This window comes from Pseudobacter ginsenosidimutans (genome assembly GCF_007970185.1).
Taxonomy (GTDB): domain Bacteria; phylum Bacteroidota; class Bacteroidia; order Chitinophagales; family Chitinophagaceae; genus Pseudobacter; species Pseudobacter ginsenosidimutans.
Genome location: NZ_CP042431.1, coordinates 3,555,048 through 3,573,319 on the forward strand (window position 1 = coordinate 3,555,048; position 18,272 = coordinate 3,573,319).

Sequence of the window (18,272 nt, forward strand, 5' to 3'; positions counted from 1 at the left end):
AATCGAGTCTTATGCAAATACAAATCACTACAAGAACGATCATATGGATACTGTTGTTTTGCTCGATAGCTTCCTGTAAAAAAATAGTGGACATTGATTCTCCCATAGATACCATCACCACTGAGCAGGTGTTCAGTAACAATGAGCAGGCGGAATGGACGCTGGGTGGAGTTTACAGTATGATGATCAATGGAATTCAACCCAACCAGACAGCTGAGAGGCTGCAGTTTTCCGCGGGCCTGGCAGGCTTCTGTGGCGCCATGTCGGCGGATGAAGTATATCCCTGGAGTCAGAACACTGCGCAGGAATGGATGTTGAGCGTTAATAATCTCAATGTATTGAACGCCTTTCTGCCGAACGAAATCTGGAGATCTGCTTACCGGGCTATCTATGACGCCAATGCCATCATTGAAGGTGTTGCTGCATCGGAGTCAGACCTGCTCACTGACAGCGCCAGGAAACAACTCACAGCAGAAGCCAAAACCATCAGGGCATTCAGTTATTTCAACCTGACGAATTTTTACGGAGAATTGCCGCTCGTGCTCACGATCGATTACAACCAAACAAAGAACCTGAGCAGATCACCGGTTTCTGTGATCTATCAACAGATCATAAAAGACCTTACTGAAGCAAGCGCTGATCTGCATGAAGACTTCAGGGCAAGTAACGGAAAACGGACCCGCATCAATAAATGGGCAGCAGCGGCATTGCTTGCAAGGGCTTACCTGTTTGACGGACAATATCAGAACGCCATCAACATCGCCACCAATGTGATCAACAGGAACGATCTCTATGTGCTGGAACCTGATCTCAACCTCGTTTTCAAAGAGAATAGCAAAGAGATCATCTGGCAATTGTCGCAGACAAGAATATATGGAGAGTCCTGTACGCCGGATGCCAAATTATGGCTTCCCCTTTTTGGAGAAGGTTTTGGTTCTTATACTATCTACCCGGGTTTACTGACTGCTTTTGAATCAAACGATGACCGGCGTACAAGTTGGGTTGCTGAATATCCGAATGGATTTGGGCAGATCATCTATATGCCGCACAAATACAAGAACAGATCCAAAACAGGCATCACCGATGAAAACTCCGTTGTACTGCGTCTTGCAGAGCTGTTCCTCATCAGGGCCGAGGCCGCTATCCTGCTCAATGCAGGCAATACTTCAGTTGCCATCGATGACCTGAATATGATCAGGGAAAGAGCCGGGTTGAACGACCTTCCTTATTCACTTACTGCCCCGCAAGTGATACAAGCGGTAGCGGATGAAAGAAGAAAAGAACTGTTCTCTGAATGGGCACACCGCTGGTTCGATCTGAAAAGAACAGGGAAGGCCGTGGAAGTACTTAAACAAGTGAGCTTCAAAAATCCATGGAAGGGAGATTTTCAGTTATTGTATCCTCTTCCTGTTAATGAGTTGAAAGCAAATTTTGCGCTCTCACAGAACCCGGGATACGAGCAACTCTGAACAGTTAAAAAAATTAGAAGTATGAAACATTCGATCCTTTCAAAATATTTCAAAACCTTCTGCTCCTTATCATTACTCATTACTTTGTTGAGTTTTGCAATGGGCGGCTGTAAGAAACAAAAAGAAGTTTCACCTGAATTTTCCGTATTGAGGATATATGGCGCTTATCATGCTTATGGACCCGTGATAGCAAGGTTTTCTGATACCGAACCTTTCAGCTATAATTTCGCAAGGGATTACAATTCCCAGGGAGAGGAAAGGCGGCAAAATATCCATGAAGATCAGGTCCCCTTTACCCTGCATGTGATACCGGATACACTGCCCGGTCATAAGCCCGCCTTCTCTATGATGCTCAACCTGCAAAAAAGAGCAAGCTATACCTTCATTGCAGGAGGGCCTATAGCATCGATGGATACGATGTTCTTCAAAGATTCACCCCTTCCTTATTTTGGGGTGGGCGACAGCGCCTGCGCCATCCGTTTCATCAATTTTATTCAGGGAGGTCCTGTAAAGATCATTCAGAAAGGCGCCACCGATAATGTAATAGCCGCCAATCTGCCCTATAAGGGATTGGTGGATTTTATAACGATACCGGTTAACCGATCCATCGAATACCTGACATTTGAAATGCGCGATGCTGCTACCGATGAATTATTGGCTACCTGGTCAAAAGAGGTTTGGCCATTGGTGGGAAGTCAGCAATACCTGTACAGGGTTTACTCGGTATTACTCAAAGGAGCCAGGGGCACTACCGGATATAGCGAACCCGAATTTGCTTTTTCAAGATTGTACTAATGCAATAGTATCCACTAATCTTACCATACATAATGAGAATCATTTTTAAAATCGCAAAGGCGGAATTGCGTAACCTGTTCTATTCGCCTGTTGCCTGGGTGATCGTTGTTGCCTTTTTGATACTGGCAGGAATGCAGTTCAGCGACCTTCTTGTGAATGTTGCCTCGCAACAACAGTTCTACCAGGATAATTCGAAAGAATGGAAAGGCTTCGACAGGCCGCTGAGTATGTTACTGTATGATGGCGCCTACCGGTACCTGCTGGAAAATCTTTTCCTTTTTATTCCGCTCCTGACCATGGGCGTTATCAGCAGGGAAATACAGGGTGGGACCATCAGGCTTCTCGGTTCTTCGCCTGTGCGTACCCGTGATATCGTGCTTGGAAAATACCTGGGACTGGTGATCTATAACATGATCCTGCTATTGCCTGTGGCATTCCTGATGATCGCCGGCTATTTTTCCATCGTACAGGCAGAATACAAGGTCTTCATGAGCGCATTGCTGGGGATCTTCCTGCTGTCTTGCACCTATTCAGCTATCGGCCTGTATGTTTCCAGTCTCACCAATTACCAGGTGGTAGCGGCCTTGTGTACTTTTCTATTATTTATCGTACTGGCAAATATGTCGATCTTCTGGCAGCAGCATGATTTCTTCAGGGATCTCAGCTGGTTCCTGAATATTGCAGGAAGGGTAGACAGTTTCCTGGGTGGATTGATAACCACCAATAACCTCGCCTATTTTTTTCTGATCATCTTTTTGTTTGTGGGCTTTACTTTCCTGCGATTGCATAACCGGCAGGAATCAGGGAAATGGTATTTTTTCTTTGCCCGGTATATTGCCCTCCTGGTGGTGGTGCTTGCGCTGGGCTACCTTACATCAAAGCCACATTTCATCGGTTACATGGATGTTACAAGAGGTAAGGTAAACACCATTCATCCGGCTATTCAGAAAGTGGTGGAGGAACTGGGGGATGGGCCATTGAAAGTTACATTCTATTCAAATCTCATGCATCCTACCGGCGTCAATGGCTTTCCCTCGGCAAGGAATCAGTACCTGTGGGGTGTATGGGGGAAATACCAGCGTTTCCATCCAAACATCGATTTCGGGTATGTGTACTATTACGATCTGATGGATGATGATACCATGTTCAGAAAAACTTATCCCAATAAAACTCTTGAAGAGGTAGCCAAAAAATTCATCAGACTGAATGGTCTCCCGAAATCCATTTTCAAAACCCCGGCTGAGATCAGGAAAATGATCAATCTGCAGGATGAAGGACTGAGGGCTGTGATGCAGCTGGAGTATAAAGGAAAGAAAACTTTCCTGCGGACCTTCGAGGATTTTAAATTCTGGCCCGATCAGGACCAGGTGGCCGGCGCCATATCAATGCTCACGCGGGACAGTATTCCACAATTATACTTTTCAACCGGCCATTATGAACGCAGTCCGTTCAAGTCCGGGGAAAGGGAATACAGCGGACAGGCAATGCTGAAATTAAGCAGGGGCGCACTGTTGAACCTGGGTGTAAAAAGCGATACCCTGAATCTCGGCAAGAGCAGTATTCCTTCCAAAGGCATATTTGTACTGGCTGATCCAAAATCCGCTTTATCACCTGATGAACAGGAAAAAATAACACAATACCTCAATTCCGGTGGTGATGCTATTTTCTATGCAGAGCCCGGCAAGCAGTTGATGCTGAACCCGGTTTTGCGAACCATTGGCGTAGAGCTTGAAGATGGCATCATCGTGAAGCCCAATAAGAATGAAATGGCGCATATGGTTTTGCCGGAGGTCACAGATACAGCCAAATACATGGCAGATGAAGAAGTGCTTTGGAAATTCAGGTACGAAAAAGTGCCGATACAAATCTATTTCCCCGGAACGGCCAGCATAAGGTATGAAGAAGCCAATGGTTTCAGGATCGAGCCCATTTTTGAAATGACCGATACAACCGGAACCTGGCGGGAGCGTGGACAGTTTGTTCCCGATTCTGCAGCGCCCGTTTATTCACCCACAGAAGGTGATGTAAAAGAGAAAAAATATGTGACGGGTATTAAATTGACACGCCAGATCAATAACCGCGAACAAAGGATCATTGTAACTGCCGAGTCTGATTTCATGAGCCTCATCAGAGGGTCGGGAGCAGCCTGGAAGAACGCAGCATACAGTTGGTTACTTCGAAATGAATATCCTTTCTATTTCAACTATCCCTCTCCGGTAGATCAATTGCTTACCATCAGAAGGAAAACCTCTGAAAAGATCAGGTGGGTCTTCGTGTACATACTTCCGGGCATTGCTATTGCCGCAGGGACCATCCTGCTGATCAGAAGAAAGCGTAAATAATTCTTAAACTCATACTTAGTATAATGAGCACAATCCTGAAAATAGAAAACCTGTCGCACAAATACACCAGCTCCTGGGCTGTGCGTGATATCAATATCGAACTGGACCAGCACGGAGTGGTTGGACTGCTTGGCTCCAACGGAGCAGGCAAGTCCACCATCATGAATATTGTTTGCGGCGTGCTGAAACCCACAGAGGGAAAGGTTTGGATCGATGGCATCGATATCAGGCAGCAACCGGAGCTGGCCAAAGCGAAGCTGGGCTTTCTGCCACAGACCCTGCCGCTGTACCTCGATTTCACCGTTGAGGAATATCTCACTTATGCAGCAGACCTTCGTTTCATTCCCAAACAAAAAGTGAAGGCTGCAGTTCATGAAGCCATGGAAAAATGTGGCATCGGGCATTTCAGTTCCAGGCTGATCAAAAACCTTTCCGGCGGTTACCGCCAGCGTGCAGGCATTGCACAGGCCATCATCCACAAACCAGAGCTCATCATCCTGGATGAGCCTACCAACGGGCTCGATCCCAACCAGATCATCGAAGCCAGAAAACTTATCCGGGAGATAGCAGCAGAACATACCGTATTACTCAGCTCGCACGTGCTTTCTGAGATCAATATACTTTGCCGCGATATCATCATGATCGAAGGAGGTCGTATCGTTTTTTCAGATACAATGGATGCTTTCAATAATTATGTACAACCTCAGACACTGCTGGTGCGCCTGGAGAATATGCCCGCGGAAGAATCATTGATGGCCATTCCCGGCGTTACCAAAGTGCAATTTCTCGCAGACAAACAGGTGAGGGTCTATTTTGAGGACGGCGCCGATATTGCTGAGCTTGTTGTTGCAAAAAGCATTCAGCAGAACTGGCGGTTGAAGGAGATCAATTATGAGAAGTCGCTGCTCGACGATGTGTTCAAACAATTATCCACTCAATCCATCCCCACCAACTGATATGAGAATCATTGCAAAAATAGCCAGGGCCGAACTGCGCAGCCTGTTCTATTCTCCCATTGCATGGGTGGTTGGTATCGCTTTTTTCCTGCTCACCGGTTTGCGGTTCGTGATCATGATGTACATGTATTCTATCTGGCAGGAAGGTATGCAGGAAGTATCTTCCACATGGGACGGGTGGGGCCACTCGCTGACCAATATGATGTTCGATGGACTTTACGAAACAGTTACCAATTATCTATACCTGTTCATCCCTTTACTCACCATGGGAGTGATCAATAAGGAGTTCAATGCTGGTACCATCAAACTCCTTTATTCCTCCCCTGTAAAGCCCCGGGATATTGTGTTTGGCAAGTATCTCGGACTGATGGGATTCATCTGTATATTATTCCTGTTATTGATATTGCTGATGAGCGCCGGTGCATTCTCCATCGGGAACATGGATTTCCATGTGTTGCCCGGTGCGTTGTTGGGATATTTCTTACTGGCAGCCACTTATGTTTCTATCGGTTTGTTCATTTCCAGTCTTACAAATTATCAGATCGTGGCGGGCGTGTTCACTTTTGTTGTTTTCTTCCTGCTGCAGATCATGGGAACAGTATGGCAGCAATATGATCTCGTGCGCGATCTCACCTGGTTCTTATCTATCAACGGCAGGGTGAGGAGTCTGGCCAGTGGCCTGATCACGAGCCGGGATCTCATCTATTTCCTTGTGATCATTGCCATGTTCATTGGTTTTAGTTTGATCAGGCTGCGCAGCTTTCATGAAATGGTGGGCTGGCGGACAAACCTTTCCCGTTACCTCTCCATCATCGCTGTGTCTTTGCTGATAGGTTATTTCAGTTCGAGGCCTGGCTATATTCTCTATGCCGATGTAAGCAGGAATGAGCAGAACACCATCATGCCCGTTACCCAGGATGTAGTGGCAGAGCTGGGGAACGATACGCTGAAAGTGACCTTGTACACCAATCTTTTTGATCCTGCCATGCACCACGGATTGCCGCAGGCCAGGAATAAATACATCTGGGATTTTTGGGAGAAGTATATACGCTTCCATCCCAATATCCAACTGAACTATGTTTACTATTATGACCTGATGGACAGGGATACGGCGGCTTTCCATGCCCGTTATCCCAATAAATCGATCCATGAGATAGCAGAGGAGAATGCTACTGCCAGCAGGCTTTCTGTTGACCGGTTCAAAATGCCGCAAGAGATCAGGAAGATCATCGATCTGAGTGAGGAAGAAAAAATACTGGTGATGCAGCTGGCATACAAGGGCAAGAAAGCCTGGTTACGCGTATTCCCTTCCAGGCCCGAGCCATGGCCACTGGAGATGCATGTGTCTGCAGCCATCAGGCGTTTGACAGGTACTTCAATGCCTGAGATGCTGTTCACAACCGGGCATTTTGAGAGGAGTCCTTTTAAAGCGGGCGAAAAGGAATTCAGGATATCAACCACCTATAAAGCAGGGGAGGAATCCCTCATCAATGAAGGGATCGATACGGATACGATTGACCTTGCGCAGCAGGACATTCCTGACTCCACAGCAGTGCTGGTAATTGCCGATCCTAAATCCGCTTATACTGAAACGGAAAAAGAGAAAATACTGAGCTGGATCGCTAAAGGCGGCAATACCATTTTCTATGGCGAGCCAGGCAAGCAGCAGATGTTGAACCCGATCCTGCAAACCATTGGTGTAAAACTGGAAAACGGCACCATCGTAAAACCCACGAAAGATGAAATGCCGCATATCTTTGAGCCGGTGATCACCAGCCCGGGCAACCGGATGGCGGATGAGCCTTTCCTGTTCAGGTACAGGAATGATAAGAGAATGACCCTGCGTCATAAATTTGCCGGAAGCACAGCTGTAACCGTGCAGGAAAAAGACGGATTCAAAGCAGAGCCGGTATTCATGCAGTATGGCGATGATTCCACCTGGATAGAGAACGGCGTTCTGGTAGTGGATTCTGCTGCGCCCGTGTATGCTCCGGCAGAAGGGGATCTGCGTATGACACAATATGCAACAGCGGTTAAGCTATCCCGTAAGGTCAACAATAAGGAGCAACGGATCGTTGTTACCGGTGATGCGGATTTTATGAGTGATTTCCGGGGAAAAGGCGGACCATTTGCGAATGCAGCTTACAGTTGGCTTGTGTACAATGAATTCCCCAAATATACCAACAGGCCGCTGCCCATCGACACAAAATTCCTTATCGGGGAAGATACCGGCAGGATTTTGTATATTGTCTACCTTATTGTGCTGCCTGTTGTCTTCATCATCATGGGGATCATCATACTGGTACGCAGGAACAGGAAATAAAAATAATATGATGTATTTACAAACAGATGATCAAACGATAGAGGATTTAAGGTTGTTTGCCAAACGCGATCAAACCGGTATCTACGATATCTACAACAATACTTTCACGCGCGGCGGGGAAAGTCTCTTGCAACAATTGTTCAAAGCTCCTCTTGCTGAACGGGAGGCCATCACCAGGAGGGCCGCAATCATTGCTGCTTTCGCCGGTATGCAGACCCAATTCCCGTTTAAGGGTTCTACGCTGGACAGTGTGGAAAAATATATGACCCATGGTGGCGCTGCCGGTAATGATGCTTCACAGAAAATATCCCTCAGCGAAAAAGAGGTAGGTAATGGCGTTGCTGCCGTGCTGGACCTGATGCATGTGATGAAGGGTTTTCTCCTGAAAGGAGATGTGAGTAAGATACCACACCTGGATGATGAAAGGTCTGCGTTACTAACGGTGCTGGACAGTGCTGAGCTGGCGCCCGTGTTCAATGAAAGACCAGGCAATAAACTGTCTTATGCTGCAGTGACCGCATTCGATGTGCTGATCCGGGTCAGGGAGCGCGATAAGATAATGGCGGCCCTGCAGTTCGTGTATCAGATGGATGTGTTCATCTCCGTGGCCGGTATCGCTAATCAACGGAAATTCGTATTCCCTGTTCCCAACTCAAAAGGAGATAGCCTGTTGAAACTGGAAGGCGTTTATCATCCCGAGTTGAAAGAAGCGGTGGCCAATGATTTCGGGATGAACAGCCAGAGCAATGTAGTGTTCCTCACCGGCGCCAATATGGCCGGCAAGAGTACTTTCCTCCGGGCTATCAGCACCGCGATGTACATAGCGCATATGGGATTTCCCGTGGCTGCGAAAAAAATGGAATTCCCGGTGATGGATGGAATTTACACCACCATCAACCTGCCGGATAATCTTGGTATCGGCGCCAGTCACTTTTACGCGGAAGTGCTGCGTGTGAAAAAAGTGGCAACGGAATTGAGCACAGGCAAATCCCTGTTCATCATTTTCGATGAACTGTTCCGAGGCACCAACGTGAAAGACGCCAATGAAGGCACTATTGCCGTTACACTTGGATTTGCCGGAAGGACCAATAGTCTCTTTATCATCTCCTCCCATATTGTGGAAGCCGGGGAAGTGCTGAAACAAAAAGAGAATATCGCTTTCCATTTTTTGCCTACACGTATGAACGGCCATGTGCCGGAATATACTTACAGGCTGGAAGAAGGTGTTTCTGAAGACAGGCATGGTATGATCATTATCCGGAATGAAGGGATACTCGATACTTTGAAAAATGGGAAAAAGGATTAAGCGAATAGCGGAAGTGAAACAATTAAAATCAATACAATGAGTTTTAGTATAGACAGGCAATCGCTGGATGAACTGAACCTGCTGGGGAAATTCCGCCAGGGATCCGTGTATCATCTGTTCAACCAGGTGAAAACCAGGGGTGGTGAAAAATTACTGGATGAACTCTTCCGTCAGCCGCTCACCGATGCAGCTGCCATCAATCACCGGTCGTCTGTATTCGGCTTCTTTCAGTCCGTTGCCATCAATTTCCCCTTCGAAGCGGAACAGGTGACCCTGATGCAGGAATATATGGATGGTGCTTCGGGGAGAAGCCTTCCTGCGGTGTATGGGAGCCTGTTCGTGCTGAAGAGTCTTTCTTCGCTCACCCGCGATGAACGCTATAAGAAAATGATCCAGGGCCTGCAGGCAACGATCTCTGTTCTGAAGAAATGTTTTGCATTGACTGAAATGCTGCATGCACCCGGAAGCCCTTACCAGCCGAGGGTTGAGCAGGTAAAGAAAATACTGTCAGATGAAAAACTGATGCAGGTGATCGAAACAGATATTTATCGCGATATCTCTTTCGGTTCCATTGCAGGCTTCGATCACCTGTTGAGAACGAAGCTGCACACTGCTGTATCGGACCTGTTGCTGTTCATTGCTGAAGTTGATGTGAACATTGCCGTTAGTAATGTGGCAAGGTCAAAGCACTTCAAATATGCGCAGGCCATGCCGAAGGAAGCAAATCTGCTGGAAGCAGAGAACCTGCGTCACCCGGCGGTGCCCGGCGCGATCGGTAACCAGATCAGCATGAACAAAAAGGAGAATGTGATCTTTCTCACCGGCGCCAATATGGCCGGCAAGAGTACCTGGATGAAATCCATCGGTATCGGGATGTATATGGCGCATATCGGATTCCCTGTGGCAGCGGATTCCATGACCTTTTCCGTAAGGGATGGGATTTTCTCTTCCATCAATGTGGCGGATAATATTGGATTAGGTTATAGCCATTTCTATGCGGAAGTGGTGCGTGTGAAAGCAGCGGCTGATGCTACGGCTACCGGCAAACACCTGTTACTGATCTTCGATGAGCTGTTCAAGGGAACGAATGTTAAGGATGCCTACGACGGCACACTGGCCGTTACAGAAGGATTTTCTGAATATGGTAATTGTCTTTTCATCCTCAGCACGCATATCATCGAAGTAGGAGAGGCATTGCAATCACATAACAATATCCGCTTCAAATTCATGCCCACCGTGATGGATGGGAATGTTCCGCGCTATACTTATAAATTGGAGAATGGCATCACGCAGGACAGGCAGGGCATGATGATCATCCGCAATGAAAGGATCCTGGAAATATTGCAGGGGTAAGCGCGTGGCTTTCCCTGCTCAGTAACATTTCACTTTTATACGGGATACGCAATTGCCATAACCATCTTCCGCGTCTTCAAAGTATTGTTTGTTTGCATTGACCCTGGTGCCTGCGGCAGAAGTACAGAGTGTTTTTCCGACAGGCATGAAAGGAAGCTGCCGGTAAATAATGCTGCCGTTTTCTTTTGTAAATGCCCATTGGTATTTGCCGGTATAGGCCATGATGCAATTCAGATCACCGCTTGCATCGTTGTGAGGGCCTCCGAGCAGGTTCTGATCAAGTTCGGGAATCTTCGGACTTGGCTCTCCATTCTCTAATATAAAGCGGATATCAAGTGAAGGATTTTCTGCCTTGGTGTAGATCACTCCCTTACCCGAACTTCCATGATGCGGAATTCCAATGCCATGGCCTAACTCATGCGCCACCGTGTTATCGATGTCTTCCTGCAAAGTGTATGGAAGACTGGTCAGTTCATTCCGGCTTAATGTGCCTTCATAAATCCTTCTGATCTCTTTGATGTTGATATATACGTTGGTGGTTTGTTTTGTTGTTTTGAATGGAGTGGCAGGCAAAACCTTCCCAAGATCGGCACCCATATCTTTCTCTTCAATAAAAAGTCCGTATTGATCTCCGGCCTTACCGGTGGTTTTGTTTTTATTGAAGATCCTGTTTTCAGCCATTTCTGTGGTCAGGCAGATCAGAGGGATCACTTTGGTAGCTGAGGCAAAGAGCTTGAAGCCGCCGCGGAATTTTTCAAGGTCTTCCTGTTTTACCCTGATGGCCACTTCTTTTTTTACCGGGTCGAGGCGAACAAATTTGCCTTCAGAGATCATACCACGATATTCTTCATAAGCAGTCAGTCCATCGCCGTTCCGGTTATTACCAGCTGTTACTTCCTTATCGTCATTTTCCTTTGGATTTTCATTTTTTTCCAACCAGGATTTTGCGATCAATCGTCCTGCATCCCGCTTTGGATAAGGGATGGATGTAGGGCCGTCTTTTTTAAGATAATGGCCCGTTACCTGTGAGCCATCCTGCAGAAAGGCGGTAACTTCCAATATCGTATATCCGCCACCGTCATAGGACCCTATTGCAAACGAGCCGGTTTCTCCATCGCTGGTATTTACCGTTAGCGTTTGGCCATCGCCGGAAGCAGGTTGATGATCTTCATTCAGCAATCGCATATCATGTTTTCCCGGTGCTGTAGCATCCAGGGGATAATTAATGGTAACACCCGGTTCCTGAGAGGTTTTCATCAGTTTTGCCTCGAAATATTTTGCTTTTACGTTCAGGGGCTTCCCTTCAGGATTCACCAGTTTCAATCCAACATCGATATGATTGCCTTTCGTGTTTTCATCCATTCCTGGTTCAGGCAGCCAGTTCTCATACCCCGGACTTTCAATAATAAGGTCTACAGGTACGGGATTCCTTACAAATGCCCACTGGTAGATCTCTTCTGTGTACCCGGATCCTGATTTGTTCCTGTCTGTTTCATTACCAATAAGGAGATCAGGATTATCACCCATTTCCTTGCTTTCCAGCTGAAATAGCGCTTCGTCCATTCCGAAATCCCTGTAAGTGGTTTCTCCATCCCGGGTAACCTTCAATTTTCCGGAACAGGAAGGAACGAAAAGATAAACGGAATAATATTTCTTATCGTCGGTGATGGTAACACTGAATTCTGTTTGAGCGGTAGCCGTTACCGATCCGGATTCCGAGTAGCTGGAGCCATAGGAATTATCTTGGTTTTCTATTGAGTAGGTAGCAGTGGCCGTACCGATCCCGTTTTTGAAACTGATCTCGATCCTGTACAACACATCACTTTTACCGGTTTTGCTGCTGCTGACGGAGTGCCGCTGGAAGAGAGCGTTGCCACTCCATTCCTTCATTTCATCGGTCAGGTCCTGTGTAACTGCAATCAGAGGACTAATGATCAGTAATAAGAAGGTCAACTGCTGCTTCATCGATTGTTTCATGCTTCAAAGAAAAGGATGATCAGGTACATCAGGGAGCTTGGGCTGATACGAACTGCCGGATCACCAGTCCGGACTGCGTAAAAATGATACTGAACTTTATTGAGGGGTCAAATGATTTCCATCGTCAATAAAAATGGTTGTCAAAGAATTTATTGCCTCTCTTTTTAGCTGTATTGAATTGTATTTTTTGTCTGCACAAACCGCTTTCTGTCGACTGTCCGGCTTCTCTGTCTCCTGTAATAACGGATGCCATTGACGGATATTTACTTTGCTTTCCGAAACCAGCAAAAGAGTTTCGGATCGAATATGAAAATGAAGCCAGGAAATTTATTGTTGTACGCCGCATGTATGTTTTTATTGATCTGTTGTAAGAAGAATGAGGGTGGGAAAGACAATATTCCCCGTGTTGCTGTTCCGAAGGAGCATGGAACTCCGGTGGGAACTGCTGTATCAAAAGTCATCGGCCCGCAGGGTGGTAGCATTGAAAGTGGAGATGGTCGCATGAGCATTACTGTTCCATCAGGTGCAGTAAATGAGAACACATCTTTCTCAATCCAGCCAGTAACAAATACGCTTACACTCGGAAGCGGGTACAGTTACAGGCTGCTTCCGGAAAATGTAAACTTCAACAAGGACGTAGAGATCCGTTTCAAATATGATGAGCAGGATCTGGCCGGAACAGATGTAGATTATCTTTTCCTGGCCTGTCAGAATGCTGAAGGATTCTGGCTTCGCGCCAGTAACAGAACCATCGATAGAACAAACAAGGTTCTGAAAGTAAATACCAGGCATTTCAGCGATTGGTCCATAGAAACTTCTATCCGGCTCGTCAACAAAGGGAAGTCTGTTCTTACTGTTGGAGAGACCACCAGTTTTGTAGTGTACATAGATCCTGCTTTAGGAGAAGAAGAGCAGGATGGTTATTTGCATCTGCTGCTGCCGGAATACGGCGTTGCCGACAAGAACATCAAAGAATGGAAAGTTTTTGGAGTTGGCTCAATTTCAAAAAGCAAAACGCTGGAAGCTACTTATAAGGCGCCGGCTGCCATCGCTGCTTCTTCTACTGATATTGTGGAAGCTACTGTTGTGAATGTGCTGAATGAAATAGACCCAACTGTTTTTGGTAGTGGTGGTACACTTATCATACGCGAGAATGTGCAATTGGAAAAAGAAGAATATTTCTATTGGTCTCTCAAAGGATCAAAGTTCTCGGGAGGAATAACTGTGGCGCAGGCTGCCAATGGAAGAACTGCAATATCAGTGAACAATGGCGCTAATTCACTGAGCATTCAGTTCTCCGGCCAACGTACAGGTTCCTTCAGTCCGGGTGATATGGAGCAGGGCGGTAAACTGGCTGTGGTAGGCTCTTTGAACGGAAAGATCTATCAGACTTCCCATACCAAATGCGAAAGCAATGAAAAGGAATACGGACAAGGCAGTCTTTCCATTACCAAATACGGTGATGTTGGTGGATACATCGAGGGCAGCTTATCTGTGGGCAGCTTTCATGTTGATGGCTGTGATGCGGAAAATGGAATGATCCTGGGCAGCTTCAGGGTGAAACGAAAAGGATAAAAGTATAAAGTCTTTTTTAGTCACATGTGCGGAGCCGGGGTTACCTCAAAAAGGTAGCCCCTTTATACTTTCTTCCCTAATTCCGCCAGGTACTGCGAAGGCGTTTTCCCGAATTGCTTACTGAAGTCCCTCGAAAAATTACTGTTGATGCTGTATCCCACCATACCGGCCACTTCATTGATCTTGTAACTGCCTTCTGCCAGCAGTTCGGCTGCGAGTTTCAGTCGTGATAAATTGATCAGCTCATTCGGTGTCAGATCAGACAGTGCTTTGATCTTACGATAGAAGCTGGTGCGGCTCATGTTCATCAGCCGGGATAGTTTATCTACATCGAGTTCCGTATCGGTGATATGCGCATTGATCACTGTATGCAGTTGCTCCAGGAACTCTTTGTCTGCTTTGGAGCTGGCGATCCCTTTGATATGGGTGAGTGGCGTGCGTGCAAAATATTCCTTGAGTGTATTGCGGTTGCTGAGCAGGTTGCTGATCTGCGCCTGCAGATGTTCGAAGGCGAATGGTTTTTCAATATAGGCATCGGCGCCCACTTCCAGTCCCTCGATACGGGAGGTCATCGTATTCTTTGCAGTCAGTAGTATGATGGGAATATGACTGAACTGCAGATCGGTTTTTATCTTTTTACACAATTCTATTCCATCCATCACGGGCATCATGATATCGCTGATCACCAGGTGGATATTTTCCCTGTTCAATACTTCCAATGCCTCTTCTCCGTTTCCGGCTCTTGAAATAGTGTAAGCCGCCTGCAATTCATTTTTCAGGAAACTGAGGATCTCTTTATTGTCTTCCACCAGCAGCAGGTGCAGTTTTCCGGGATCTGAATCCTTCAATGATGATTCTTCTTCCGCTGTTGTATGTTCTGTTTCGATGGTTTCATAATCCTGCAGATCGATCTCATGTTCCTGGTGAATAGGAATGGAAAGCAGGAATACGTTGAAAGCTCCATCGGGTTGCTGCAGATCGAGAATGCCTTTATGCAGCTCTGCGAGTGAGCGGGAGAGAGGAAGCCCGATGCCGGTGCCGGGTTGTTTTTCATTTTCCTTCAACCTGTAGAAGGGCTCAAAGATCTTTTCCTTCAATTCATAGGGGATGAGATGACCGTCATTGCGGATCTCGATATTGAAAACCTGGTCGTTGCTATTGAATGGTTTCAAGCGAACAGTAACAGAACCGGCAGCGTACTTGATGGCATTGTTGAGGAGATTGCTCATGATCTTGCGGAAGGCTTCTGTGTCAACATAAGCCTGCAGTGGCATACGCGGCATCTCCAGTTTGAGCTGGAGTTTCTTCTCCTCGGCAATGGGTTTGAAGGCATGGAACAGTTCTTTCAGCACATCGCTGATATCTGTCCTGATAAAATTCAGGCTGAACTTGTTAGCCTCTGCCTTGCGGAAGTCGAGCAACTGATCCGTGAGATCGATCAGCCGGTTGGTATTCTTCTTCATCATGTCCAAACTTTCTGTTAATGAAGCATTGTGGGTATTCGTTCTCATCAATTTGTCCAGTGGCAGTTTGATGAGCGTGAGCGGGGTGCGGATCTCATGGGCGATATTGGTAAAGAATTCGATCTTGGCATTGTAAATCTCCCTTTCTTTTTCCATTTCCAGGGTATCGATCATGCGCTTGTTCTTTTCCTTGACGGCAATATGGTAATAGCGCAGGATGATGAACAGGATACCTGCTCCGGTGAGTGCATACAAAGCATAAGCCCACCAGCTGGCCCACCATGGCGGAAGGATATGAATGCGCAGTGTGGTTTCTTTTGGATTCCACACATCGCCGGCCGCAGAGCCTTTCACCCTGAACAGGTACTTGCCTGGTGACAACTTGGTATAGTAGATGCGGCGGTTGCTTTGCATCTGGATCCAGTCTTTATCGAGCCCCTGCATCTTGTACATATACTCATTGGTGCCGGGCATGGAATAGCTGAGCGCGGCAACATCCAGGCTGAGTGTACTTCGGTCATACGGCAACGTGATCTCCTCCGTGTAGAGGATCGATTGCGGCAGGGAAGATCCATCGCGGTTCACAAGCTGATCTTTATTGTTCACCTGCAGGTGCGTGATATATACAGGTGGTACAAAGGATGGTGATTTGAAATGTGCGGGGTTGAAGCTGATCATGCCTTTCACAGATCCGAAATACATGGTGCCGTCGGGCGCTTTATATCCGGAATTGTAATTGAACTGATCACTGAGCAATCCCTGTGCAGTGGTGTACAGTTTTCCATTTTCTCCATGAGAGTCCATATTGAAAAGGCCACGTGAGGTGGAGACCCAGAGCAATCCATTATCATCTTCCAAAACCCTGAACACCTGGTCGGGCAGGTTATCGTATCTCCTGAATTGCCTGGTGCGCGGATCGTAACTGCAGAGGCCGTTCTCGGTACAGAACCAGAAATGACCGCGACTGTCGCGATACAAACTGTTCACATAATTATTGCATAGGCTATTACTGTTATTCGGATCGAAGCGAAGATTGCCGCTTTGATTGTTGGCGGGATTGTAAAAATACACGCCGTTGCCATAAGAGCAGAACCAGATGGTTCCCTGGTCATCTTCGGTGATGCCCTGTACCTGTGTATTGAAACCGGGGATGGTAGTAAAATCATCGGTGGCTCTGTTGTATTTGAGAAGACCGGTCCAGGTGCCCACCAGCACTTCGTTCTTACGTGTTTTGTAAAGTGTAACGATGAAGTTGCTGTGCAACTGGTTCGGCGCATCGCCGGCCTTGTAATGCCGTACCACTTTTTCTGTGCGGAGGTCCATCACATCGAGGCCATGCTCGTAGGTGCCGATCCAGAGCTCGTTCCCGCAGGCTACCAGTCCATGTATATTTTGATAGCTGATGCTGCCACTGCCTGAATTGGGCAGGAATTGTTTGATAGCGCCGGTGCGCGGGTCCAGTTTGTGCAGGCCGGCATCTTCCGTACCGATCCAGATATTTTGTTTTTCATCCTGGCAGATCTCATGCACGAGATTGCCTCCTAACCTGTCGGGACCATTATGGGGAAAGTATTTCTGGAAACGGTTCGTCTGTTGCGAAAAATAATTGATGCCACCAAAGAATGTTCCTACCCAGGTACCGCCTTCCTTGTCCTGGCAAAATGAATAGATCACATTGTCTGTAATAGAGTAGGGATTTCCATATTCTTTTTGTACAAGATTAGTGATGCCCTTATACAGGTCATAAATATAGATGCCGGTTTCTGTACCCAGCCACCAGGTGGTGGGTGATTGCCGGATGATCTTGTGTAACTGTATTACACCCTTTTTACCGGAAGCGGTAAATACATCCTGTTGTGTTCTTGTGTGTATATTAAAAAGATAAACTTTATCCATGGTGCCGAAGAGCACAAGACTGTCGTTGAAAGGATAGATATCCTGAATATTGGTGTAGGGCTGCTTTACAGGCAGTTCATAAGTGATGAATTCTTTCTTTCCTGTATTATATTTTTTTATTTGTCCATTACTGTTGGCTGTCCAGCAATCACCCTGCTCTGACAATGTGAGTACCAGTTCCTGTGCAGAGCCGCTGTCGAATTTTTGCAGGGATCTGTTGGACGGATTGTATTTGTACAAATGGAAATCGCAAATGATCCAGACCTGTTGTTCATTATCCGCTTTGATATAGCGAACTTCACCGGCAGGTAATTGATCGAAAAAATAGAAGCGGTCTTCTTTGGGGTTGTAGCGGTAAATGCCTTTGTAAGTGCCGATCCATAATTGTTCCTGGTCGTCTTCATACAAACTCAATACGGAATTGCTGCCGATACTGGTGCTGTCGTGCGGATCATGTTTGAAGATGCGGAAGCTGTTACCATCAAAGCGGTTCAATCCATTTCTCGTACCGAACCACATGAATCCTTTTTTATCCTGCAATATGGTTGTTATCGTATTGCTGGAGATCCCGTTGCCTGCCTGATAGTTCCTGAAATAATACGACTGTGCATGTGCTCCGGACTGCACAGTGCAGGAGAGCAGCAGTAGCACAAGCATTCGTATGGTGAAATGAGAGAGCATTTATCCAGTGATCAAATGTAGGTATTGCAATTGAAAAAAGACAGTTGCAGGGATTTGCGCAAGTAATTGTTTGCTAGTTGTTTATCCCTTCGTATCTTAAATTGGTACATTTTGATCAAAAAATGGAACGGACAGA

At 46.6% G+C, this 18,272-nt stretch carries 10 protein-coding genes; 8 read left to right on the top strand and 2 right to left on the bottom strand.

Annotation, left to right across the window (positions count from 1 at the left end; all coding sequences use genetic code 11):
- The first annotated feature begins 11 nt into the window (after window positions 1–11).
- Genes FSB84_RS14460 through FSB84_RS14490 form a run of 7 tightly spaced genes read left to right on the top strand, consistent with a single transcriptional unit; the run spans window position 12 to window position 10,544 of the window.
- The gene (locus FSB84_RS14460; RefSeq protein ID WP_158643903.1) at window positions 12–1,469 is read left to right on the top strand and encodes a RagB/SusD family nutrient uptake outer membrane protein; all 1,458 of its coding nucleotides are present in this window, start codon (window positions 12–14) and stop codon (window positions 1,467–1,469) included.
- Between the two features lie 21 nt (window positions 1,470–1,490).
- Entirely contained in the window at window positions 1,491–2,264 is a 774-nt protein-coding gene (locus FSB84_RS14465; protein ID WP_130538657.1) for a hypothetical protein, read from the top strand.
- A 32-nt stretch (window positions 2,265–2,296) separates the two neighbouring features.
- A complete protein-coding gene (locus tag FSB84_RS14470; protein ID WP_130538658.1) occupies window positions 2,297–4,606 on the top strand; it encodes an ABC transporter permease subunit in 2,310 nt (769 codons plus the stop codon).
- A gap of 23 nt (window positions 4,607–4,629) precedes the next feature.
- On the top strand, window positions 4,630–5,562 hold the full coding sequence (locus tag FSB84_RS14475; RefSeq protein ID WP_207234155.1) for an ABC transporter ATP-binding protein: 933 nt from the start codon (window positions 4,630–4,632) through the stop codon (window positions 5,560–5,562).
- A 1-nt stretch (window position 5,563) separates the two neighbouring features.
- Window positions 5,564–7,885, top strand: coding sequence for a Gldg family protein (locus tag FSB84_RS14480; protein ID WP_158643904.1), 2,322 nt, complete (start codon window positions 5,564–5,566; stop codon window positions 7,883–7,885).
- A gap of 7 nt (window positions 7,886–7,892) precedes the next feature.
- Window positions 7,893–9,191 carry a MutS-related protein gene (locus FSB84_RS14485; RefSeq protein ID WP_225980073.1) on the top strand — a complete coding sequence of 433 codons (1,299 nt, stop codon included), beginning with the start codon at window positions 7,893–7,895 and terminating at the stop codon, window positions 9,189–9,191.
- Window positions 9,192–9,227: 36 nt separating this feature from the next.
- Window positions 9,228–10,544 (top strand): MutS-related protein, encoded by a 1,317-nt coding sequence (locus FSB84_RS14490; protein WP_130538661.1) that lies wholly within the window; start codon window positions 9,228–9,230, stop codon window positions 10,542–10,544.
- An 18-nt stretch (window positions 10,545–10,562) separates the two neighbouring features.
- Here FSB84_RS14490 and FSB84_RS14495 read toward each other — a convergent pair whose 3' ends face one another.
- Window positions 10,563–12,521, bottom strand: coding sequence for a zinc metalloprotease (locus FSB84_RS14495; RefSeq protein WP_130538662.1), 1,959 nt, complete (start codon window positions 12,519–12,521; stop codon window positions 10,563–10,565).
- Window positions 12,522–12,869: 348 nt separating this feature from the next.
- Here FSB84_RS14495 and FSB84_RS14500 point away from each other — a divergent pair, with 348 nt between their 5' ends.
- On the top strand, window positions 12,870–14,096 hold the full coding sequence (locus FSB84_RS14500; protein ID WP_130538663.1) for a hypothetical protein: 1,227 nt from the start codon (window positions 12,870–12,872) through the stop codon (window positions 14,094–14,096).
- A gap of 62 nt (window positions 14,097–14,158) precedes the next feature.
- Here the strand turns inward: FSB84_RS14500 and FSB84_RS14505 are convergent, their stop codons facing one another.
- Window positions 14,159–18,112 carry a two-component regulator propeller domain-containing protein gene (locus FSB84_RS14505; protein WP_207234156.1) on the bottom strand — a complete coding sequence of 1,318 codons (3,954 nt, stop codon included), beginning with the start codon at window positions 18,110–18,112 and terminating at the stop codon, window positions 14,159–14,161.
- Between the last annotated feature and the right edge of the window lie 160 nt (window positions 18,113–18,272).

What these genes read in the sequence shown, in the direction of transcription:
- FSB84_RS14460 (WP_158643903.1), top strand. Translation starts at nt 12, where the DNA reads ATGCAAATACAAATCACTACAAGAACGATCATATGGATACTGTTGTTT.
- FSB84_RS14465 (WP_130538657.1), top strand. Translation starts at nt 1,491, where the DNA reads ATGAAACATTCGATCCTTTCAAAATATTTCAAAACCTTCTGCTCCTTA.
- FSB84_RS14470 (WP_130538658.1), top strand. Translation starts at nt 2,297, where the DNA reads ATGAGAATCATTTTTAAAATCGCAAAGGCGGAATTGCGTAACCTGTTC.
- FSB84_RS14475 (WP_207234155.1), top strand. Translation starts at nt 4,630, where the DNA reads ATGAGCACAATCCTGAAAATAGAAAACCTGTCGCACAAATACACCAGC.
- FSB84_RS14480 (WP_158643904.1), top strand. Translation starts at nt 5,564, where the DNA reads ATGAGAATCATTGCAAAAATAGCCAGGGCCGAACTGCGCAGCCTGTTC.
- FSB84_RS14485 (WP_225980073.1), top strand. Translation starts at nt 7,893, where the DNA reads ATGATGTATTTACAAACAGATGATCAAACGATAGAGGATTTAAGGTTG.
- FSB84_RS14490 (WP_130538661.1), top strand. Translation starts at nt 9,228, where the DNA reads ATGAGTTTTAGTATAGACAGGCAATCGCTGGATGAACTGAACCTGCTG.
- FSB84_RS14495 (WP_130538662.1), bottom strand. Translation starts at nt 12,521, where the DNA reads ATGAAACAATCGATGAAGCAGCAGTTGACCTTCTTATTACTGATCATT.
- FSB84_RS14500 (WP_130538663.1), top strand. Translation starts at nt 12,870, where the DNA reads ATGTTTTTATTGATCTGTTGTAAGAAGAATGAGGGTGGGAAAGACAAT.
- FSB84_RS14505 (WP_207234156.1), bottom strand. Translation starts at nt 18,112, where the DNA reads ATGCTTGTGCTACTGCTGCTCTCCTGCACTGTGCAGTCCGGAGCACAT.